Annotated in this window: 15 protein-coding genes; 14 read left to right on the top strand and 1 reads right to left on the bottom strand. The window is 44.1% G+C overall.

Translation table 11 applies throughout. The features are described 5' to 3' along the window. Window positions 1-119 precede the first annotated feature (119 nt). Window positions 120-1,100 carry an MsnO8 family LLM class oxidoreductase gene (locus tag ACFSUB_RS12160; RefSeq protein ID WP_380713524.1) on the top strand — a complete coding sequence of 327 codons (981 nt, stop codon included), beginning with the start codon at window positions 120-122 and terminating at the stop codon, window positions 1,098-1,100. Continuing rightward, window positions 1,097-2,803 (top strand): S-layer homology domain-containing protein, encoded by a 1,707-nt coding sequence (locus ACFSUB_RS12155; protein ID WP_380713523.1) that lies wholly within the window; start codon window positions 1,097-1,099, stop codon window positions 2,801-2,803. Before ACFSUB_RS12160 ends, ACFSUB_RS12155 begins: the two co-directional genes overlap by 4 nt. A 370-nt stretch (window positions 2,804-3,173) precedes the next feature. On the opposite strand, the gene ACFSUB_RS12150 is transcribed toward ACFSUB_RS12155, so the two are convergent. Continuing rightward, a complete protein-coding gene (locus ACFSUB_RS12150) occupies window positions 3,174-4,361 on the bottom strand; it encodes an ROK family protein (RefSeq protein WP_380713522.1) in 1,188 nt (395 codons plus the stop codon). A 180-nt stretch (window positions 4,362-4,541) separates the two neighbouring features. Here ACFSUB_RS12150 and uxaC point away from each other — a divergent pair, with 180 nt between their 5' ends. The 12 genes from uxaC (at window position 4,542) to ACFSUB_RS12090 (ending at window position 22,827) form a co-directional block, all read left to right on the top strand. Further along, window positions 4,542-5,939 carry a glucuronate isomerase gene (uxaC, locus tag ACFSUB_RS12145; protein WP_380713521.1) on the top strand — a complete coding sequence of 466 codons (1,398 nt, stop codon included), beginning with the start codon at window positions 4,542-4,544 and terminating at the stop codon, window positions 5,937-5,939. Between the two features lie 21 nt (window positions 5,940-5,960). Further along, entirely contained in the window at window positions 5,961-6,989 is a 1,029-nt protein-coding gene (gene uxuA, locus ACFSUB_RS12140; protein WP_380713520.1) for a mannonate dehydratase, read from the top strand. Window positions 6,990-7,007: 18 nt separating this feature from the next. Then, window positions 7,008-7,862, top strand: coding sequence for an SDR family oxidoreductase (locus ACFSUB_RS12135; protein ID WP_380713519.1), 855 nt, complete (start codon window positions 7,008-7,010; stop codon window positions 7,860-7,862). Window positions 7,863-7,914: 52 nt separating this feature from the next. After that, complete coding sequence (locus tag ACFSUB_RS12130) at window positions 7,915-8,943, top strand: TRAP transporter substrate-binding protein (protein WP_380713518.1); 1,029 nt, start codon at window positions 7,915-7,917, stop codon at window positions 8,941-8,943. Window positions 8,944-9,297: 354 nt separating this feature from the next. Continuing rightward, window positions 9,298-9,816, top strand: a complete 519-nt coding sequence (locus ACFSUB_RS12125; RefSeq protein WP_380713517.1) for a TRAP transporter small permease — start codon at window positions 9,298-9,300, stop codon at window positions 9,814-9,816. 11 nt (window positions 9,817-9,827) lie between these two features. Further along, window positions 9,828-11,126 carry a TRAP transporter large permease gene (locus ACFSUB_RS12120; RefSeq protein WP_380713516.1) on the top strand — a complete coding sequence of 433 codons (1,299 nt, stop codon included), beginning with the start codon at window positions 9,828-9,830 and terminating at the stop codon, window positions 11,124-11,126. Window positions 11,127-11,139: 13 nt separating this feature from the next. Next, window positions 11,140-13,536, top strand: a complete 2,397-nt coding sequence (locus ACFSUB_RS12115; RefSeq protein WP_380713514.1) for a glycoside hydrolase family 31 protein — start codon at window positions 11,140-11,142, stop codon at window positions 13,534-13,536. A 706-nt stretch (window positions 13,537-14,242) separates the two neighbouring features. Further along, a complete protein-coding gene (locus ACFSUB_RS12110; protein WP_380713513.1) occupies window positions 14,243-15,481 on the top strand; it encodes an ABC transporter substrate-binding protein in 1,239 nt (412 codons plus the stop codon). A 94-nt stretch (window positions 15,482-15,575) separates the two neighbouring features. Beyond that, window positions 15,576-18,068: a hypothetical protein gene (locus ACFSUB_RS12105; protein ID WP_380713512.1), complete on the top strand. Its 2,493-nt coding sequence runs from the start codon at window positions 15,576-15,578 to the stop codon at window positions 18,066-18,068. Then, window positions 18,061-18,927: a carbohydrate ABC transporter permease gene (locus tag ACFSUB_RS12100; protein ID WP_380713511.1), complete on the top strand. Its 867-nt coding sequence runs from the start codon at window positions 18,061-18,063 to the stop codon at window positions 18,925-18,927. The genes ACFSUB_RS12105 and ACFSUB_RS12100 overlap by 8 nt, the downstream gene beginning before the upstream one ends. Further along, window positions 18,927-19,757, top strand: a complete 831-nt coding sequence (locus ACFSUB_RS12095; RefSeq protein ID WP_380713510.1) for a carbohydrate ABC transporter permease — start codon at window positions 18,927-18,929, stop codon at window positions 19,755-19,757. Before ACFSUB_RS12100 ends, ACFSUB_RS12095 begins: the two co-directional genes overlap by 1 nt. Window positions 19,758-19,803: 46 nt before the next feature. Then, the gene (locus ACFSUB_RS12090; RefSeq protein WP_380713509.1) at window positions 19,804-22,827 is read left to right on the top strand and encodes a glycoside hydrolase family 2 TIM barrel-domain containing protein; all 3,024 of its coding nucleotides are present in this window, start codon (window positions 19,804-19,806) and stop codon (window positions 22,825-22,827) included. The last annotated feature ends 65 nt before the right edge of the window (window positions 22,828-22,892 follow it).

The raw sequence follows: 22,892 nt of genomic DNA, 5'->3' as shown, positions 1-22,892 counted from the left end.
TTATATAAATGTATCATACCATTTGTTGCCCTTTGTTTCGAGACGGATACCTCTGGTGATGCGCCCCGGAAACTACTAGTGTATAATTAAAAAAACATGTCAGTGAAAGAAGGCCGATCATGCAGATAAGTATTCTTGATCAGTCCCCGGTTCCTCCCGGACAAACTTCAAAACAGGCGCTTGATGACACGATAGAACTGGCCCGGATGGCCGATGAACTGGGATGCACCCGCTTTTGGATAACAGAGCATCATGATCTCGATGGAATTGCAGGTTCCGTTCCGGAAGTACTGCTTCCTCTCATTGGATCCCGGACGAACACGATCCGTATTGGTACGGGGGCTGTCCTGCTGCCGCACTATAAACCGTTTAAAGCGGCCGAAATACATAATATGCTGGCGACGCTGTTTCCAGAACGCGTGGACATCGGCATCGGACGGGCTCCCGGGGGCTCGGCGGAAGCGGCCAATGCTTTATCCGATAACTTTTTACAAAATGCGGGAAAGATGCGTGAACTCACCCGGGAACTGCTTCAGTTTCTTGAAGACAACTATCCTTCGCCGAACCCCCACGCCCCGCTTTCTGCTTCTCCGGTGCCGGATAAAGCTCCGGTTCCGTGGATGCTGGGCACGAGCGCAAAGAGTGCGCTGCTTGCAGCGGAACAGGGCACAGCGTATGCCTTTGCCGCGTTTATGAGTGATAAGAAACCGGCAGAAATTATTCAACAGTACCGGGATCATTTCACCTCCGGGAAGTTGGTGGAGAAGCCGAATGTGATTACGGCTGTATCGGTTGTATGTGCGCCGGAATCAAAAGAGGCAGAACGTATCGCTGATAAGACGTGCCGGTGGAATGTGAAGAAGGATTCTACGGCTCCGCTGACGAAAGAAGAAGAGAGACAGTTTGAAGCCATGAAGGCCAAAATGATTATAGGAAGCCCGCGTGAAGTCAAAATCCAGCTGGAAGACTGTCAGCAGCAATTCGGAGCCGACGAAATTATGCTGTTTTCCTCCATCCCATCCCCGGAGGAGCGGAAACAGTCTTTCCGGCTGATTGCTGAAATAATGATGGAAGATAAAAGAAAGAAGGGACGTACATGAAAAGGAGAAGGATACTCGGAGCAGCCGTTATAACAGCCGCTGTTTTTTCGATTCCTGCAGCCGTGGAAGCTGCTTCTTTTTCGGATGTATCTGAAGGGTTCTGGGCAGAAGAGGAAATAGGCTGGCTGGCAGACGAAAATGTGATGAATGGATACCAAAACGGGGCGTTCGGAGTGAATGATGATATGACCCGTTCCCAGGCCGCCCGGACACTGGTACGTGTTCATGGGCTGGCCCCCGCCGGTGCGGAACCTGTTTCGTTTACCGACGTGGATGAATCAGACAAGGCGTATCCGGCCATTGCCGCAGCTGTGGAAGCCGGTTTTTTTGCAGAGGCAGAAGCGTTTCATCCGAATGAACCGCTCACGCGTGCCCAGATGGCTGCAATTCTGACGAGATCTTATGACCTGCAGCAAGCACACGAGGTGAATTATAAAGATGTTCCACGCGATTACTGGGCGCACCAGCAGATTAGTGCTCTAGCCGTGCACCGCCTTACTACAGGCTATGAGGACCTCGCGTTCCGGCCGTCCGAGACCGTGACACGCGCCCAGTTTGGTGTATTTCTTGCGAGAGCGGAAAAAGAGTCATTCCGCGCGCCTTATGCCGTACTGCCGCAGAAAGAAGCCCGGGGTATATATTACCCGGAGGTGCACGGACTGAGTAAAGAGGCGGAAGAGGCTGTTAATCAAACGTTTGAACAACAGGCAAAAGCAGCCGCAGAACGCCGGCAGGAAGTGATGGAACTTTCGGAACAGGAGCCGGACGGGGAGTTGGCACAAGCGTACGACTATCAGCAGAATTACCGGGTGGAAAGCAGCAGCGGGAACTACCTCAGCGTTGTATTCAGGTCGTATGAATTCACCGGCGGCGCACATGGATTAAGCCATGATACGGCTTATACGTTTGACCCGGATACCGGGGAGCAGGTGGAGTTTCCCCATCTGTTTGACGAACACACCGACTACGCCTCCATTTTTAATGAAAAGATAAGGTCGGGAGCCCCGGATTCGGGAGAACCGTTTGAACTTATCGTTGATTTTGAAGGTGTCGATCCGTCCACCAGGCAGTTTTACGTCACGGAAGAGGGCCCTGCTGTTTATTTTCAGCCTTATGAGATAGGCCCTTATGCTGCCGGTATTCCTTCATATACCGTACCGTGGGATGCTTTTCAGACAGAACAGGACGAACCCCGTCCGGCAGTCCGGGATTTCTCTGTTGAAATAGAAGGAATGAAGCAAGAAGATACGTTCAAGTTGATGGATGAAGCCGGCATGCCGTTCACAACTTATATACCACAATATTTCGATGTGGAAAATGTATCATCCGGAGCGGCCGATGGTGTACTTGTCTCAGCTGCTTTCACCGAAGAGGCAGAACCAACTGATGAACCGGTTTGGCGCTTTATTTATCCTTCTTATGGAAAAGGAGAAGAAGGAACGTTGGAAAGCATGATTCAAAACGTCTACGATTACGCCCGGCAGGATGACGTGAACCTGCAGGCCGTAAATGAAAACGATCATCCGGACTTTGGAGAATACGGGATTCGGTTTGAAAATGAGGAAGGCGGAACGTACTGGATCACTATTTTGGAACACGACGGAACGTTTATGGAATGGCACCGTGAATACCCGGTGGAGATGGAAGAAGGAATCGGTGGACGTGCAGAAGTATTGAAAGAGCAGTGGCAATGGAGCGAATAGAAACAAATATACAGGTTAAATAAAAGCCGGACGGCAGGCTTCTGTTACACGTAAGGAAGTCGATGCCGTCCGGTTTTTTTGTGGTAAGGGGAGGCGGACACCTCGCAAGCATGTTCATTTGAATGGATGGACGCGAGGACACTACATGGCAGAGTCGCGCCTTTAGTGTCCACGGGAGTTGTGGCGGGAGACACTAAGATCTTCAAGCAGTTGATTGGTGGCTTCGAACCTCAGCCCGTGACCACTACGGTCCCGGTTCAGCGCTGCAGTGTCCATAAGAGGCCATTCTGTGGACAGTAAGCTTTTGCATCCGACTGTTAGTGGAGGCGGGCAGGAGGGCTGATCGCTGAACTATCTGCCTTTCCTGTTTCTAAATCTCCAGCATATCGGATTTGAAATAATGATAGTTTACGTGATTCAGCATATTTACCCCGAAAAAGTTCTTGAGCGCCAGGGAAGCACCGCCGAGAGCGCAGGCATCTTCTCCGAGATAGGAGGCACGGATTTCGAGATAGTTATTGAACTTGGACACGAGTTTCTGCTCCAGGGTTTCAATAAAAGCCGTATTCCCATTAATGATGGTGCCATTTAATACGATTTTCTCCGGGTTGAAAATGTTGATGATATTGTTGAGACCAATCGAAAAATAATCCAGGTACTGCTCGATGATAGCATGATCCGGGTTGGTTTTAAGAAGATGCTGCACCGTTTCAAGCGGCGGATCGTCCGGATATATTTCCTGCAGATGATTTTTTAATGCTTTTTCCGAGGCATATCGTTCCCAGCATCCCTGGTTCCCGCATGGACAGGGAAGGCCGCCCGGTTTGACAATCATATGACCGATTTCTCCGGCAAAGCCCTGATAGCCTCGGTAGATTTGATGGTTGTGCATGATGCCGAGGCCGATTCCTGAATAGAACGTAATGCTGAAAAGGTCGGGGATGTGCTCATAGTACACCTGCTCGGCAAACACGCTTAAATTCGCGTTATTGTCCACATAGACCGGTGTCTCAAAACGTTCTTTCAATAAGTTTACGACATGGTGATGAGACCACTGCTGTTTTGGAGTATAGATGATCTCATTATCGTTGCTCACGATGCCGTGAATGCCTACACCTATGCCTACCAGGCCGATGGGTTCATACTCTGCATTGAAACGGGACACAGCAGGAGAGAGGTCTTCCAGCAGCTGCTGCATGACTCCTTCAAATTCAATCGTTTTCAAATGAATGCTTTCTTTATGAAACAATTCGCCTTTCAAATTACAGAAAACAAGTTGGATGTTCTGCTCATCAATATCCACTCCCACACTGTAGCCGGCACTTCCGTTAATTTCCAGAATAATTGGTTTGCGGCCGCGCGTCACCGACTCGCCTTCCGTTTTTTCCACGACAATCTGTTCACGGATCAGCTCACTGACCTGTGCCGAAATCGTTGCTTTATTAAGCCCGGTCTTCCGTGATAAGTCACTTCTCGACAATGAGATATTTTTAATGATTTCTTCGATTAAAATTCTTCTGTTCAGCTGTTTGATGTACGTTGCATCGCCTGTATCCAAACTGGTTCCCCCTCATCCTATCACTGCCATTTTTATTGTAACAAAAAATGGATAAAAGACTTTTGAAAAAAATCTTAAAAAAAGACTTGAAAAATGTAACGCTTACATATAGTATAAAATTAATAATTTGTTTAGTAAACAAATAATTTTGTGCCTCACGAACGGAGGGTATCTGTATTTATGAAAACGTTTATTTCCGACGACTTTCTGCTGGAAGGTGAAACAGCAAAGGAATTGTATCACAACTACGCTAAACAGATGCCGATTATTGACTATCATAACCACTTAGTACCAGAAGATATTCTGGAAGATAAACATTACCATGATATTGCTGAAATCTGGCTCGCCGGGGATCATTACAAATGGCGGGCAATGAGAGCAAACGGCATCGATGAAGCGTATATCACAGGAGATAAAAGCAACTATGAAAAGTTTCAGGCGTGGGCGGCAACGGTACCGAAACTTCTCGGGAATCCACTTTATCACTGGACTCATCTGGAGTTGAAGCGTTATTTCGGTATAGACCAGCTTCTGGATGAAACGACAGCTCCGGATATCTGGAATGAAGCCAACGAAAAGCTGCAGCAGCCCGAATTTTCCACCCGGTCTCTGCTGAAGCGCGATAATGTTGTTTTCGTCGGCACAACAGACGATCCGGCAGATGATCTGGCATCGCACAAAAAGCTCCATGATGAAAATGTTGACGTCACCGTCTCGCCATCATTCCGTCCGGATAAAGGACTTCAAATTGAGAAAGAGGAGTTTGAAGACTGGCTGGCATCGATGGAAGCTGCGGCCGGTTTCTCCATTCAGACATTGGATGATCTGCTTCAGGCCTTCTCAGACCGGGTTGATTACTTTGATTCTCTCGGCTGCCGCAGCGCAGACCACGGCATCACTGCCATGTTTTTTGAACCTGCGGTGAAAACGGATGCAGAAGCAGTGTTTCAGAAAAAACGGGAAGGCAGAGCGATTGATGCGAAAGAAATCGAGCAGTATAAGACATACACCCTGCTGAGTCTGGCTGAAATGTACGCGGCAAAGGGATGGGTGATGCAGCTTCACATCGGTGCCCAGCGTAACAACAACTCGAAAATGTTTGAAAAACTTGGAGGCGACAGCGGTTTTGATTCCATCGGCGATGATCTGCTTGCCAGACCGCTTTCTCTCTTTCTGGATGCATTGGAAGCAAAAGATGCGCTGCCGAAAACAGTACTGTACAGTTTGGATGCCCGGGACAATTACATTCTGGCAACCGCTGCGGGCAACTATCAAAATGATGAAATCCCCGGTAAAGTTCAGTTCGGCACTGCCTGGTGGTTTAATGACCATATCGACGGCATGGAACACCAAATGAAGATTCTCGCCAACACGGGACTGATCAGCCATTTTATCGGAATGCTGACAGACTCAAGAAGCTTCTTGTCTTTCTCGCGCCACGAGTATTTCCGCCGGATTCTGTGTAATCTAATCGGAAGCTGGGTGGACCGGGGCCGGGCCCCGAAAGATATGGAACTGTTGAAAACGTACGTGCAGGACATCTGCTATTACAATGCCAAACGGTATTTCAACCTGTAAACGGGAAGGAGGGAGAAACCTATGGAGATGAGTTTCCGGTGGTACGGAGAAGACGATCCGGTCACCCTTGAACAAATCCGGCAGATTCCGGATATGCGCGGCATTGTTTCCGCAGTATATGACATCCCGGCAGGTGAAGTCTGGCCTCTGGAAAAAATCGAAAAACTGAAACAGACCGTGGAAGCACATGATTTGAAACTTAACGTTATAGAAAGTGTGCCTGTTCATGAAGATATAAAAATGGGAGCACCCTCCCGGGACGGGTGGATTGAGAACTACAAGGAAACACTTCGCAACCTCTCCCGTGCGGGCATCCGGACCGTCTGCTACAATTTCATGCCGGTATTTGACTGGACACGATCTGAACTTGGTGCACCGCTCCCGGACGGGTCGAATTCACTGAAATACGATGAAGAGACAGTGCAGCATCTGGATCCGCTCAGCGGGGAATTGACTCTGCCGGGGTGGGACTTATCCTATCAGACAGACGATTTGAGAAAAATCATGGATGCCTACCAGTCCATCTCTGAAGAACAGCTCATGGAAAACCTGATTTATTTTCTGGAACAGGTTGTTCCGACAGCAGAAGAAGAGGGAGTACTACTGGCGATTCATCCGGACGATCCGCCTTGGTCCATATTCGGTCTTCCCCGGGTCGTAACAAACAAAGAGAACGTGGAGTACATGCTGCGCCGGGTTGACAGCCCGAACAATGGAATTACATTCTGCACCGGTTCCTACGGCGCCGATCCGGAAAATGACTTAAGCGGCATCATTGAAGCAGCAAAAGGACGGATTCATTTCGTTCACGCCCGGAATGTGAAATGGACAGGATCCCGGTCATTTCAGGAGACGTCCCATTCCATCAAGGAAGGTTCCCTTGACATGACGGCGTTGCTGCAGAAGCTGCATGAAGCCGGATTTTCCGGTCCGATCCGCCCGGATCACGGGAGAATGATATGGGGAGAAACCGGAAGGCCTGGATACGGCTTATACGACAGGGCACTCGGAGCCGCGTATTTAAACGGCATCATCGATACTCTGCAATAACAGACAGGAGAATGACACATGGAATTACCTTTTCACGTAGATTTAACAGACAAAACAGCAGTAGTGACAGGAGGGAGCGGCGTTCTTGGCTCTGTATTTAGTGAAGCGCTCGCTGCCGCTGGAGCAAACGTAGTAGTTCTCGCGAGAAACCAGGAAAAAGTGGACAATGTGACGTCCCGTATCAGGAACCAAGGAGGTGAGTGTCTCGGATACAGTGTAGACGTACTGGATAAGCAGGCTCTGGAAAAAGTGTATGAAGAGGTTAAAGAAACGTTCGGCCCGTGCAGTATCTTAATTAATGGAGCAGGCGGTAATCATCCGAAAGCAACAACAACAAGTGAACGGTTTGCACTGGAAGATCTGCAGGATGAAAACAACCAGACCTTTTTCGATCTGGACCCGCAAGCAGTAAATGAACTGTTTCAACTGAATTATCTTGGCACATTAATCCCGACACAGGTCTTTGCACTCGACATGCCCGCTCAGGAGAAAGGATCTACCATTATCAATATTTCATCCATGAACGCTGTTCAGCCGCTGACAAAAATACCAGCCTACAGCGGCGCGAAATCGGCGATCAGCAATTTCACCCAATGGCTGGCGGTTCATTTTTCCCAAGCCGGTGTACGGGTGAATGCGGTGGCGCCGGGGTTCTTCAAGACAGAACAGAACCGGGACTTATTATTTGATCAGGATGGCAGTCCAAGTGCGCGTGCCGGTAAAATCCTGTCCCAAACGCCGATGGAACGGTTCGGGACACCGGAAGATCTCATCGGCACACTGCTGTGGCTTGTGGACGACCGGGCATCCGGTTTTGTAAATGGTATTGTCGTTCCGGTAGACGGTGGATTTTCAGCGTATTCGGGAGTATAAGCGAAGCAAATCAGTGTTATGAAAAGGATTTCAAAAAAGGGGAGAGTAAATTATGAAGAAATATATTACAGCAATCAGTATGGGTAGTATGCTTTTGTTTGGTGCAGCTTGTGGAAACGGCGGTGGAGAAGAGACTTCGGGTAGTTCTGAAGAAGGAAGCGGATCTTCAGGCGAAGAGCAGAATCTGCGTCTGGCCCACAATCTCGGAGAGGATCATCCGGTACACCAGGGACTCGTGGATTTTAAAGAACGCGTGGAAGAAAATGCGGATAATATGAGCGTTGAAATCTTTCCAAACGGTACGCTGGGTTCTGAAAACGAAGTGCTGGAGCAGGTGCAGAACGGCGGTATTGATATGACGAAAGTGTCCGCCGGAGCGCTTGAAAACTTTGCTTCTGAATACGCGGTGTTCAGTCTTCCGTATATTTTCGAAGACCAGGAGCACTTCTATAACAGTATGGAATCGGATCCGGTTCAGGAATTGTATCAGAGTACAGAAGATCAAGGATTTGTCGGCCTGACGTATTATGATTCCGGCGCCCGCAGCTTCTATACAAAAGATACACCAATTGAACATCCGGATGACCTGCAGGGACTCAAGATCCGTGTCATGGACAGTCAAACCCAGATTGACATGGTGGAAGCAATGGGAGGTTCTCCGACTCCGATGCCTTACGGAGATATTTATACCGGCCTGCAGCAGGGAGTTATTGATGGAGCGGAAAGTAACCCGACCGCTTTGACCAACGGAAACCATGGAGAAGTGGCGAAAACATTCTCTTATGATCAACACACACGGATTCCGGACATTGTAGTGATGAGTGCAGACACGTGGAACGGTCTCTCTTCCGAACAGCAGGATATCGTAAAAACAGCAGCGGAAGAATCGACGGAAACCCAGAAGGAAATCTGGAACGAAACCGTAGAAGAGGCTAAGACGCAGGCAAAAGAAATGGGCGTAGAGTTCAATGAAGTGGACAAAGAGCCATTCCGTGAAGCGGTTCAGCCGATGATTGAAGAATACAGTCAGGATGAAGGCGTTGCAAGCCTTCTGGAAGAGTTTGAAGCCCTGCGTGAATAGGGAGTTGGTTGAATTCACTGCCTCTGTACCTGGAGGCAGTGAATTCACCATGCATTTACAGAAAAAATGAAGTGATACGTAAACCAATCCCGGCTGAAGCCAAGATAAAATCGGTCTTCCTGCAATTTTTGAAGAGTTCTGCATAAATACCCTCCTGTCCTGTTCTTCGTCAATGTCAGGGCGCATTTCGAAAACCCTGTCATCAAAAACGTTGGAGGAATCGGGCCGACATCATGACAAAAGAAAGTATGAAACGTGTTTGGGAAGAGGAAAAAGGGATACTGGAAAGAAGACCGAAAAGTGCCTCACTGTAAAAAAACAGCGCTGGAACAGGAAGAATGGAGGAGGTTGTTTATGCTGACCAACATAAAGATAGCTGTAGCCCGTATCGTCATGGCTGTTGCTGCGGCGTTAACCGTGATTATGGTAGCCGGCGCATTTTGGCAGGTATTCACCCGCTATGTGCTGGGGGATCCAAGCACCTATACGACGGAACTGTTGAAATTTCTGTTGATGTGGGTGGCACTGCTTGGTGCAGCGTATGCGTTCAGCAAAAATGAGCATCTGGCTATTGTGTTTTTGAAAAATAAATTGAAAGATAATAAAGCTCTCGGCCTGCAATGGCTGATAGACGGATTGGTTATTGCATTCACTACCGCTGTTCTTATCATCGGCGGCTGGGATTTAGCCACTTCCACCATGGGACAGCGGACGCCGATTCTTAATATTCCCATGGGGTGGGTATATATGATTCTGCCTCTGTCCGGAACTCTTATTATCTTCTTTCAGCTTATTAACATCAGCGAACGGAAAAAAGAAATGGAAAAGCAGCAGGAAAGCAGTGAATCAGATGGAGAAGTCATTAGAGAGTAGGTGAAAGAAGGATGGCGTTTCAAGCTGCGATAGCACTATTTGCAACGTTTTTTGTATTACTTGGAATCGGTGTGCCGATCTCGGTCAGTATCGGTATCGCCTCTCTGGCAGCGGCATTAATCGCTGTACCGGTTGATATTCTATTGTTCACAGCGGCTCAGAATCTGATCGGCGGCATTAATAGTTTTGCCCTTCTGGCCATTTTATTCTTTATTTTAGCCGGGAGTATTATGAACAACGGGGGCATTGCCATCCGTCTGATCAACTTGGCCAAGCTGATTGCCGGACGGCTGCCGGGTTCTCTGGCCCACACGAACGTCGTCGGAAATATGCTGTTTGGTTCCATATCAGGTTCGGCGGTGGCAGCAGCAGCTGCCATTGGCAGTGTTATGTCTCCGCTTCAGGCCCGGGAAGGGTATAAACGAAGTTATTCAGCAGCGGTCAATATTGCTTCTTCACCTACCGGCTTTTTGATCCCTCCAAGCAGCGCATTGATTATCTTCTCTCTTGTGAGCGGAGGGACATCGATTTCAGCTCTCTTTATTGCCGGCTATCTTCCCGGCATTTTGATGGGACTGTCCATCATGATTGTGGCCTATATTATTGCGAAAAAAGAACAGTACCCGGTAGCAGATCCGATTCCTCTAAAGGAAAAATTTAAAGTCATTCTGGACGCTATCCCCAGTCTGTTCATGATTGTAGTGGTGATCGGAGGAATCGTAGGCGGCATTTTTACTGCTACAGAAGGGGCCGCGATTGCTGTTATCTACGCTGCTCTTCTGGCCCTTGCGTACCGCTCTCTGAGCTGGAGGGACATTCCTAAAATTTTGACGGAAACAGTCTCAATGACAGGTATTGTTCTGTTTCTTGTCGGAGCGTCTTCGGTGATGTCGTGGGCAATGACGATCACAGGCATACCGGCGGAAATCAGTAATGCCATGCTGAGTATTTCAGAGAATAAGATTATAGTATTGTTTATGATGATGGTTATCCTGTTAATTATCGGAACGTTTATGGATATCACGCCGGCGGTGCTGATCTTCACACCGATTTTCATGCCTATTGCAACACAGTTGGGGGTTGACCCTGTTCATTTTGGTATTATTCTCATCTTCAACCTGGCGATTGGCATTATGACTCCTCCGGTTGGAAGTGCCTTGTTTATAGGAAGCAGTGTTGGAAAAGTTTCGATAGAGGAAGTCATACCGACGCTCGTGAAGTTCTTTATTGCCCTCATTATCGCCCTGCTGCTGGTAGTCTATATTCCGCAGATTAGTCTGTTCCTGCCAGAGTTGTTCAACTTATTATAAAGGAGTAGAAAACATGGACAAGAATGCTTATTGTTTCCGCTGGCAGATGGGGGAGGAGGCTTCCTCCCTCAGCCTGGTTAATGCAGCAGAAGATACGGAAATCCGGATCTGGATTCTGGAGGAAAATGTCTTTCGAGTATACATGAAAGGATTAAACGAAGAACCATTGCCGACGTGGACCGTGGCTCCGGGCATGGAAGATGTTCCTTATGAAGGACGCGGACGTCTGGACGTTTCTCCGTTTACAAAGCCGTTATATTCCATTAATCAGGTGCATGAGGATGAATATGAAGTGTTTACGTCCAGGTTGAAGCTGCACATTCTGCTGCATCCTCTGCAGTTCATCTGGCATGAAAAGCAGAATGAAGAATGGGTTGAAATCGCGCGCGACCGGGATACACAGAGCTATAATCTGGACGGAACGCTCGGCAGCGGACAGTTCCATTACATGAAACGAACGCCGGAAGACATGTTTTTCGGACTGGGGGAAAAGGCTGGGCCGTTAAACCGGCACGGCCACCGGTACCGCATGCAGAATATGGACCCGATGGGGTATGATCCTTATTTAACCGATCCGTTGTATAAACATATTCCTTTTTTTATGACAAGAACAAAAGACAGCCGCTGGTACGGTATGTTTTATGATAATTTATCCAACAGTGTGTTTGACATGGGAAAAGAACTGGACAACTATCACGGATTCTACCGTTATTATCATGCCGAATCCGGACCACTCGATTATTATATGATCAGTGGAACGGATGCCGCTGAGGTAGTGGAAACGTACTCCTGGCTCACGGGTAAGACCGCTTTTTTCCCGAAATGGAGCCTCGGCTATTCCGGATCAACCATGACCTACACGGATGCCCCTGATGCACAGGTGCAGATGAATCAGTTTATCCGGGACGCGGAAGCATACGAGATTCCATGCCAGTCCTTCCAGCTTTCCTCAGGTTATACATCAATCGACGGGAAACGTTACGTGTTTAACTGGAATACGTCTAAGTTTCCAGACCCTGCTGCATTCACCACTCACTATAAAGAACACGGCGTGAACCTGTGCGCGAATATTAAACCAGCCCTGCTGCAGGACCACCCGTTGTATGAAGAGTTGAAGGAAAAAGAATTCTTTGTGAAAAACCGGGACGGTAATGAGGAAGAACTGGTTCAGTTTTGGGATGATCTTGGTGCTTACATCGATTTCACGAATCCGGAGGCGGTGGAGTGGTGGAAAGAAAAAGTGAAAGAACAGCTGCTCTCCTACGGGATTGCTTCCACGTGGAATGATAATAATGAATTTGAGATATGGGACGGTGAGGCGCGTCTCCACGGCTTTGGAAACGGCATGAAGATGACAGATGCCCGTCCGGTCCTGTCGCTTCTTATGACAAAAACGTCTCTCGACGCGCAGAAAGAATTCGACCCTTCCGCGCGTCCGTATGCTATCACAAGATCCGGCGGTCCAGGTCTGCAGCGCTACGCCCAAACCTGGTCGGGTGACAATTACACGAGCTGGGCTTCCCTGAAATACAACGTATTAACCGGTGTCGGCCTGAGTCTGTCCGGGGTGTATAACTTCGGCCATGACGTCGGAGGATTTGCAGGAGGGGCACCGGAACCGGAACTGTTTATCCGCTGGATTCAGAACGGAATCGTCCATCCAAGGTTTACAATTCACTCCTGGAATGACGACGGTTCGGTAAACGTTCCGTGGATGTACCCGGAATACATGGAACCAATCAAACGTTTGATGGACTTTCGTGAAACAATTATTCCTTACTTGTATCAGCTTATGAAAGAGGCGCACGACCACTATAAACCGATGATCCGTCCGATGTTTTATTCATTCAGTCATGATGAAAAAACATTTGAAGAATCGTATCAGTTCATGCTGGGAGAAGATGTGCTGGTCGCTCCGGTTGTTGAAAAAGGAGTGGAGACGATTGATGTGTATCTGCCCGTCAACGAGAAGGGCTGGTACGACTGGCATACAGGAGCGTATTACAATGGCGGACAGACGATTGCCGCAGCCGCTCCGATGGATCGTGTGCCGCTGTTCGCCCGGGCCGGCTCCGTTATCCCGATTGATTCGAAAGAGGACAAGATGCAGAAGGGTGAGCAGCGCGGCTACCTCTGCTTTCCGCTTCAGGAAGATGGCGCCGTTCAGTTCCGGCATTATGAAGACGACGGCGCGTCCAATGACTACAAAGAAAATGTATATACGATCAATGAGGTGGATATGCGGACCAGCGGCAGAGACGTCGAAGTACAGCTGAACACAAACGGCTCTTACATTCTGCCATACCACGACGTCACACTGTATTTCCCGGGTCATATAAGCGGAGATTTAGTGTTGAACGGTAAGAAGCAAAGCACAACCGCAGACGAATATACAATATTTATTAAATAAACAAAAAGAGGTTGGGACAAAACCTATATACAATAGAAAAATACCGAACGATTTGAAAAAATCGTTCGGTATTTTTCGTTCCTAAGATAAATCGCTGCGCCAAAATGCTTCGCTTTCCGCGGGCAGCTCAAGCCTCCTCGGAAGAAACCCACTTCCTGCGGGGTCTTGAGACTCGTGCTGTTCCCGCAGGAGTCGAAGTATTTTGGCTCCGCTGCTATGCGACTTCTAAACAGCGCCAGAAGACGTTCGTGTCTTCTTCTGCCTATTTTTCTTTTGTCCCAGACTCTTTTTAAGGTTATACGGTTGGGTAGAGGGAATGGTGCGTCATTCGAGTTCTTTCAGCAGCCGGCATCAAAAAACTATTTCCCGGGAAATAGTGTCGAATAATTAAAGACAGGCCATCTATCTTTACAGCAAACTAGTGAAGCACGAAGTAAGAAAAAAACTTTATTAAGTGTAGAGTGTTTCATAAAATTTGAAACCATTAGAACCAATCATAGCATATTGTTAATATAGGGTAGATTATTTTTTTTAAAAGATTATACAAGCTAAAAATCATTAACAATGGTATTATTCGCCCATAAATTGGGTAACTTTTGATTTTTGATGGTTTTTAAGTTAATCATATTATCATGAGTTGACAATTGTTTGAAAGCGGTTTATTATAAAATGACAGTAAGCTTTTACTAAAAAGGAGGAGCGTTTAATGAAGAAAGGTATTGGGTTTTTGGCATTACTATTGATTGTTTTTCTTACGGCATGTGGCAATTCTGGGAGCAGCTCAGATAATTCCATTGAATTTTTAGTTTCTGGAGACAGCGTTGAAGGAAATGCTATATCAACAATGGCGGAGAAATACAACGAAGAAAATGATGCTAATGTCAAAGTAGTTGATGTGCCATATGAAGATATGGCAACCAGGGTTACAAATATGGTTAGAGACGGAAACCCTCCGGAATTAATAAGAACTACAAAATTTTCACCGCTATGGAAGGATCAATTGCTTAATTTAGCTGACATAGGAAAAGAGAGAAACGTAGATGAAAGTCTTTTCATAGAAGTAGAAGGTAAAGTGAAAGCATTACCATTAGATCTTACAGCCGTCGGTATGTTTGTGAATAAAGACTTGTTTGAAGAAGCTGGAGTTGAATATCCAACAAGTGAAGATGATATCTGGACCTGGGAAGAATTCACTTCTTCCGTTAATAAAGTAACAGAAAACACCAACGCGGAATACGGATTTGTAATGGATCAATCACAGCATCGTTTATTAACCATGCTGTACCAATTCGGAAGTGAGGGCATAAGACCTAATGATAATGGTGAATATCAAGTGAATCAGGAAACTAAAGAAGGAATAGAATATTTCACACAGCTTAATAACGAAGGAGTAATGCCTAAAAACGTATGGACTTCAGGCGCTAATGCAGCTTCATTGTTCAAAAGCGGCAGAGTAGCAGCGTATATGTCTGGCAATTGGCAACTTCAAGACTTTTCTGAAAATGTGACCAACTTTGAATGGGCTTCCGTCTATATGCCGAAAGAAGATAACAGAGCGACTAATTTAGGTGGAAACTATATTGCAGCTTTTGATGGTACAGGAAATGAAGAAGCAACTAATGACTTCATCAGCTGGCTTTATAAGAAAGAAAATCATGAACAAATGTCGCAGGTTGGTGGGTATTTACCTGTAGTTGAGAACGCTGAAGTGGATTATCAGTTTGCGCAGGAGAGCTTTGAAGTATATCAAAATGAAATTGATGCATCGGCAGAAGTATCCTCGTATATGCAGACAGAATTTGTTGCAAAGCAATTAACAGCTGAAGAAAGTGTTGACAACGTGTTACGTGAAGAAGTAATTGGTGTCTTAAATAACGATAAATCAATAGAAGAAGCTCTTAATAATACGACCGATGCCTATACAGAAGCATATGGTGACAATTAATTTAGATTGAACTGACCTAAGTCTCCACGAACCGACTGTAACAAAATAATAAATGTTTGAAGTTGGTTCGTGGACTTATTTTGGAGGAATTATTATGCTGAATTATTACAATTTTAATATCAATAACGGAGATAGATTAAACAGGTGGATGTACTCGGGTCCATACATTATCCCTTTTGATTCTGACCCTGCCGTTTTTTATGAACCAGTAAATCTAACAGAAGAATATAGACAAGTTGAATATCCTTTGCGAAGTCAGTATCTTCAACAGAGAATGGAAAATGAATACCCTGAAATGGAGGTGTTTGAAAACATTTATTTTCCATTTGAAAGTTCGAGATTTGATTTTTCCTCTTTTATCACTACTCCCCATGTTTTAAAAACTTACGCTAAAACATTTATTAAAACGAATGATGAGCAAACTCTGTCATTTAGAGTAATTACCTGCGGAAGTGTAGATATATGGGTGAATAAGCAGCGTCAAGTGACATTCTCTCCTTTTACTAGAAACATTCCTTCAACGGAAAATATAAACTTATCCCTACAAGCAGGAGAAAACGAAATCGTTGTATTACTGGAAGATTTAGCAGAGCGCGATATTAATTATTACTTTGAGTTAATATATCAGGATCATAGAGAATTAGAAAATTACTTATTGGTGAATGAAGATCCAATTAAAATAAAAATGGCAGAAGAGTATTTGGATCAGTTGCATTTTGAAAAGGACATATATAAAAACGAAGAATTAACATTAATATCTCCTTCTTCTTTGGATGGATCTCTGGATCCCAACATGGTAGTGGAAATAAATAAAAACAAACTGGTTAATCCAGTGTTCACAACAAACCAATCTTCTCCTGAATTTGACATAAAGTTAAACGATAACAAAGTAATAACTATGGGGAAAAGTCAAGATTATAATTTATCTGGTTTGAATGAATTCACTTTTGGAATTCGAGTTTCAGATAATCTATATGTGTATAGGACTCTTACTGTATCGTTATTTATGGACAGAGATATGGTTATGGAACCATATTGGAAGTTGGAAACAAGAAAGAGAGAATCTCTTAAATACTTTGCAAATTTAGAACAAAATGATTTGAATGTTGGAATAGCAAAATTGATGTATTCCAACTATTTGGATAATCGTACAGAACAAGCTTTACGCAGTTGTTTTCAAGAAATTGAGCAGAAAGAAGATTGTGCAGATTTCAGATTGGCTCCGTTACTAGCTGTTTTTCAAATGAAAAACTCTTTTTTTCCTAAGCAGCTGCAAGACGATATCAAGCGTTTATCTTTGAATTTCAGATATTGGATAGATGAACCCGGTGATGATGTCATGTGGTATTTCAGCGAAAATCACGCATTTTTATTTCACGTATCTCAATACTTAGCTGGACACTTATTTGCTGAAGAAGTGTTTCAAGTAAGTAAGAGAATGGGATGGGAACAGTACGTGCTTGGAAGAACACGCTTGCTGCATTGGTTCGATAACTTTTTTGAATACGGTTTTGCAGAGTGGAATTCAACTACGTATCTTCCAATTGATTTAATTGGTTTTTACAGCTTGTACGAATCTGCCCCTGATAAAGATATTCAGGAATTAGCAAAAAAAGCTTTAGATAAAACGTTTAAAGTGATAGCTATTAATATGCACGGAAAAACGATGGCGTCTACTTATGGGAGAGTCTATGAACATGACTTAAAAGCAATGGAAAACAGTGAAATCTCCAACATTTCCTATATTCTTTGGGGAGAAGGCTATTTCAATCATTCTTTGCGTGCACCGGTTTGGTTCTGCTTGTCACAGTATACCCCTCCAGAATATCAGGAGATTGTCCGAATGGAAGACAATCAAGCAATGCTTGCTGAATATACACAGGGTATAAAGCAGATATATTCATATGTATACAAAACCAAAGAATATTCATTAGCTGGCGCCATGAATATTTCTCCGTATGAGAAAGGTCATCAGCAGCATGTAATGAACGTCTCCCTTGGAAATGAAAACACTACGATGTGGATTAATAATCCTGGGGAAACAGCATTCAGTGGGAAGAATCGCCCAAGTTTCTGGGCTGGTAACGGCCGTTGTCCAGTCATTAGACAACATAAAAATATAATGCTGATGAAATATAAATTTCAATATGATGATTATAAAATTACACACGTTTATTTACCTGTATGGGACATGGATGAAGTGAATATATTTGACAATTGGTTATTTGTGCGTAAAGGAAATGCTTATGTTGGTATTTATTCAGAGACTGGATTTGTACCTGTAAAGGAAAAAGCTACTGTTTATCGTGAAGTACGATCTTACGGTTCAGAGCAGTATTATGTAATTAAATGCTCGTCATATAAAGAAGCAGGGGCTTTCAAAGATTTTATGGAGAAACTTAAAAGAGGTAGAATCAAACACAGTTCAAGCGAATTTTTTGTAAAAGACTTCCAGCATGGTGATTTGAAGTTAAGTGAAGAAGATGAACTTTATATAAATGGACTATTAAAAAAGTATTCTTCAAGTCAAGATGTTGAATACCAAAAGTTAAACGTGGATGGTGAAGGGGATGAGAAAGTTGATTAAAAATCAAAAAGCCCTTTGGGCCTTAGCCTTTATAGGCACTAACTTAATTTTATTTATCATTTTCTTTTTAGGTCCTGCCCTTTTAGGGTTATATTATTCTTTCACTGATTATTCAGGTATCAGTGCATCATTTATAGGACTGAATAATTACATTCAATTATTCCAGGATGGAAGTTTCTATGGTGCATTGTTCAGAACTATAGTTTATGCCGGTATAGGCGTTCCATTGATTTACTGTGTATCATTAGGAGTTTCCTTGTTACTTACAAGTTATCAAACAAAAGGAAAAGGGCTGGCTAAAATTGCTTTTTTCTTTCCGTGGTTAATTTCTCCTATTATTGCAGGTGTAATATGGCGTTGGTTATTTGGTGAAAGCTTCGGCTTTGTGAATTTCATTTTAGAAAATTTGGGTTTGAGCTCAGTATCATGGTTTTCGAATGGAATTATGGCTTTTGCCGTTTTGTTTTTTGCATCGGTTTGGATTGGTACAGCTTTTAATATGCTTTTGTTTATGAGTGCGTTAGTTAATATTCCTGGCACATATTATGATGCTGCAAAAATTGATGGTGCAAATACTATACAGAAGTTTTGGCATATTACTCTGCCGGCGTTAAGACCCACTTCATTTATGGTGGTTTTGCTCTCGGTCTTTAATTTAATGAAAGAGTTTCCTCTGGTTCAATCCCTCACTAATGGCGGCCCTGGCTCTGATACAACACTGTTGGTTCAATATATTTATGATACAGGTTTCAACAAATTGGATGTAGGATACGCCAGTGCAGCTTCTATGATTCTATTTGTACTATTATTGGTGTTTTCTCTACTGCAACTTCGAAGTGAAAAAAGGTGGCAAAACTAATGTTGAAATTTAAAGAAAACCAATCTTCCATATTTCTTACCATTTTGATGTATTTTATGGTCTTTCTGTTTATATTTCCAATACTATGGCTTTTGTTAAGTTCCTTTAAACCAGGCGGGGAATTATTTGATTATCCTTTAAGTTTTCTGCCGGAAGAGCCTACTATAGAAAACTATGAATATGCTTGGACTACAATGAATTTTCTTCGTTACTTTGTTAATACCAGCATTGTAACCGTAGTGACAACCGTGCTAACCATTTTAGCAAGTGCTTCCTGTGGATTTGCGCTGGCAAAATATAAGTACAAATGGTTGAGTGTGTTTTTTATATGTATATTAGCTACAACCATGCTTCCAACAGAAGTGATCATGAATCCCACTTTTACTGTCATTCAAACGTTAGGTTTATATGACAGCTTAGCAGGATTAATCGTTCCGTCAATTAGTACAGCCACGGGAATATTTATGTTCCGCCAATTCTTCTTGACTGTACCGGATGACTTACTGGAATCTGCCAGGATAGATGGAGCAAGTGAAGGGAAAACATTTTTCCGGTTGATGCTGCCCATTTCAAAACCGATAATTATTACATTGGCAATTTTCTCCTTTCAGTGGCGTTGGAATGACTATATATGGCCCCTTATAGTGATAAGCAGCCCTGAGAATTATACACTGCAGATAGCATTGAGAAATATAGTCGGTGCCAACAGTATTGACTGGCCGCTGCTATTATCTGCATCTGTTATTTCTATCCTGCCAATGGTTGTTCTATTCTTTGTATTTCAACGTTACATTATGGATAGTCAAGCGACCTCAGGTTTAAAAGATTAGTCTCAACCAAGCAGCATAACATATTGTTAAGGGAAGGAGATTGAGTATGCTGAGAGATTGGGAAAGCATGACAACGTTGCAGCGAAACCGTCGACCGTCGTGTGCTTCGTTTGTATCCAAAGATATTGCCGGTGATAAAAAGAATATCAAGTCGTTGAATGGAGAGTGGAAATTCCATTATGCGTCATCTCCCGAGCAGGCACCGGAACTGTTTTTTCAATCTGATTTCACCGATATAGACTGGGATACACTTATTGTACCGTCACATTGGCAGCTTCATGGTTATGGTGCACCACATTACACAAATATTGTGTATCCCTTCCCCATTGATCCGCCGTATATCCCATCCGATAACCCAACTGGGAGTTATCGACGAATGTTTACTGTGGAACGTATACCTGAAGATCACCATGTATTTTTAACGTTTGAAGGCGTGGACAGCGCTTTTCACATTTGGATGAATGGAGAAGAAGTCGGGTACAGCCAGGGCAGTAGAATGCCAAGTGAATTTGATATTACTTCTTTCGTGAAGGAAAGTGAAAATTGTTTAGCGGTACAGGTTTATCAGTGGTCAGATGGAAGTTATATTGAAGACCAGGATATGTGGTGGCTCAGTGGTATTTTTCGTGATGTTTATATCCAAGTGAAACCTCCCATTTATATAAAAGATTTCTTTGTTCGCACTATTCTTGATGAAGAATATAAAGATGCTGTTTGTAAAATAAATGTACAAACCAATGACGAAGATCAAGGGCATGACATAGAACTCTATTTATATGATGGTCATAACGAAATAGGTTTTACTAAACTTCGAGTCAGTCAAACAGGAGAAGATGCAGACATTAAAGTGAAAAATCCCCGGAAATGGTCAGCTGAAATCCCTTATCTGTATCAATTGATTATCGTCATAAAGAATAGAAATAATACAGAAATGGACAGGGTTGTGCAGGATGTTGGTTTCCGTTCTGTAGAATTAAAAAATGGACTTTTTCTCGTTAATGGTACTGCAATCACTTTGAAAGGGGTGAATCGTCATGATCACGACCCTGAAACTGGACGCGTAGTAAGTGAAGGGCGCATGGAAGAAGATGTACGTTTGATGAAACAGTATAATATTAATGCCGTGCGTACTGCGCATTATCCAAACTCTCCGGCATTTTATGATTTGTGTAACCGTTACGGGCTTTACGTGATAGACGAAGCGGATTTAGAATGCCACGGATTTAATATAATTGGTAATTGGAGTCAGTTGAGTCAGGATGACCAATGGAAGTCTGCTTTTATTGACAGGATGGAGCGCATGATTGAACGGGACAAGAACCACCCATCTATTATCATGTGGTCGCTTGGAAATGAGTCCGGTTTTGGTTCGAATCATAAGGCCATGGCAGAATGGGCCAAAGGACGTGATCCAGACCGTCTCCTTCATTACGAAGGTGAAATCAGGAAATTGATGGATGAAGCATCCGCTGCGGAAAAAGCAACCATTGAACCAACTGTTTCTGATGTGTTCACCACTATGTATACAGATGTTGACGATTTGGAATTAATCGGTTCACAAAAGGATTACAACAAACCTCATATTTTATGTGAATATGCTCATGCAATGGGCAATGGACCAGGTGGACTTAAAGAATATTGGGATACGATTCAAAAATATGAAAGACTCCAGGGTGGATTTGTGTGGGAATGGATAGATCAAGGTATTTTAAGCGCTGCCGGTGACGGTAGTGATTACTTTGCCTATGGTGGTGATTTCGGGGAGTATCCACATGACGGAAACTTTATTATTGATGGCCTGGTACTCCCGGATCGTACGCCTTCACCAGCCCTTCGGGAATATAAAAAAAATATCGAGCCGGTACGGGTTAAGAAGGATAAAAATGAACAGTTTTGGTTTGTGAACGAGTATGATTTTCTTGGTACGGGTCATTTGATTTTTCGATGGCAGGTTCACATTGATGGAACGATTGTCGAATCCGGTGACATAAAAAATGTGAACGTTCCTCCCCATTCATCGCAGTTGATCAGCGTACCTTTCAAAACGAAAGAAGCAGCTGTAGCACAAGAGGTAGTAATGTTAGTGGAATGCATGCTGAAAGAAGATACATCATGGGCTGAAGAAGGTCATATTGTTGCGTGGAGCGAGCATGTGCTGCAGGAAGCATCTATACCTGAAGAAACAGGGGTAACACCTGCAGGGAATGAGAAGCTTGAAGTGAATGAAACATCCTCAGAATGGGAGATAAGTAATCACGATGTGCATTTTAAGTTTTGTAAACAGACAGGAATGATGATTCACTGGAAACAAAATGATGAGATGTTAATGGAGCGGGGTCCTAAACTAAACTTATGGAGGGCGCTGACAGATAATGATTACTTGGCTCAGAATAATTGGGAAACACAAGGGTTAAATTATTTGCATACCCGCTGTAAAAGCGTAGAGCTTACCAAGATTGATGCAGCAGTACAAATGACAGTACAAGAAACTGTCGCTGCCCCGGGATTGGATTGGGCCTTGGATGTAATATGGAAATATTACATCAATGCGATAGGAATTATTGATGTAGATATTACGATTGAACCACGGGGGAATTATCCTAAAACAATTCCGAGAGTCGGTGTTGAATTCATTTTACCTAAAGCACTCCAGCAGGTAACCTGGCTTGGTCTGGGACCAGGGGAGGCTTACCCAGACAGCCGTGAGTCTGTTCGAAGAGGTGCGTGGACTGCGATTCCTTCTGACCTGTCAACACCTTACGTGTATCCACAGGAGAACGGAAACCGTCATCAAGTAAGACAAATGGTAATGCAATTTGATATGAGCTTTTTAACTGTTCAGGCGCTAGAGGAAAACTTTGACTTTACTGTGCAGGAGTATACCCAGAAAAATATAGAGCAGGCCAGGCATCAGTACGAGTTGATAAAACAGGACCATTTTATCGTTGATATAGACCATAGAAAGCATGGATTAGGATCCGCAAGTTGTGGACCAGATGTACTTGAAAAATATCAGTTATACACACAGCCGTTCCATTTTAGATTTCGTCTGTGTTCCGGCAAAAAATAGCGAATAACTGCATTTCTGATTGGTTTTGCCGCTTTAATTGACATGATACAAAACAAACTATACAT

Origin of the sequence: Salibacterium lacus (genome assembly GCF_042684865.1) — a bacterium.
Classification (GTDB): domain Bacteria; phylum Bacillota; class Bacilli; order Bacillales; family Marinococcaceae; genus Salibacterium; species Salibacterium lacus.
This window is presented reverse-complemented; position numbering and strand designations above follow the sequence as displayed.

Excerpts from the sequence above, each read along its gene's own strand:
- ACFSUB_RS12115 (WP_380713514.1), top strand. The coding sequence starts at position 11,140 with ATGGACAAGAATGCTTATTGTTTCCGCTGGCAGATGGGGGAGGAGGCT.
- ACFSUB_RS12090 (WP_380713509.1), top strand. The coding sequence starts at position 19,804 with ATGCTGAGAGATTGGGAAAGCATGACAACGTTGCAGCGAAACCGTCGA.
- ACFSUB_RS12155 (WP_380713523.1), top strand. The coding sequence starts at position 1,097 with ATGAAAAGGAGAAGGATACTCGGAGCAGCCGTTATAACAGCCGCTGTT.
- ACFSUB_RS12105 (WP_380713512.1), top strand. The coding sequence starts at position 15,576 with ATGCTGAATTATTACAATTTTAATATCAATAACGGAGATAGATTAAAC.
- ACFSUB_RS12095 (WP_380713510.1), top strand. The coding sequence starts at position 18,927 with ATGTTGAAATTTAAAGAAAACCAATCTTCCATATTTCTTACCATTTTG.
- ACFSUB_RS12120 (WP_380713516.1), top strand. The coding sequence starts at position 9,828 with ATGGCGTTTCAAGCTGCGATAGCACTATTTGCAACGTTTTTTGTATTA.
- ACFSUB_RS12110 (WP_380713513.1), top strand. The coding sequence starts at position 14,243 with ATGAAGAAAGGTATTGGGTTTTTGGCATTACTATTGATTGTTTTTCTT.
- uxaC (WP_380713521.1), top strand. The coding sequence starts at position 4,542 with ATGAAAACGTTTATTTCCGACGACTTTCTGCTGGAAGGTGAAACAGCA.
- ACFSUB_RS12130 (WP_380713518.1), top strand. The coding sequence starts at position 7,915 with ATGAAGAAATATATTACAGCAATCAGTATGGGTAGTATGCTTTTGTTT.
- ACFSUB_RS12135 (WP_380713519.1), top strand. The coding sequence starts at position 7,008 with ATGGAATTACCTTTTCACGTAGATTTAACAGACAAAACAGCAGTAGTG.
- ACFSUB_RS12125 (WP_380713517.1), top strand. The coding sequence starts at position 9,298 with ATGCTGACCAACATAAAGATAGCTGTAGCCCGTATCGTCATGGCTGTT.
- ACFSUB_RS12160 (WP_380713524.1), top strand. The coding sequence starts at position 120 with ATGCAGATAAGTATTCTTGATCAGTCCCCGGTTCCTCCCGGACAAACT.
- uxuA (WP_380713520.1), top strand. The coding sequence starts at position 5,961 with ATGGAGATGAGTTTCCGGTGGTACGGAGAAGACGATCCGGTCACCCTT.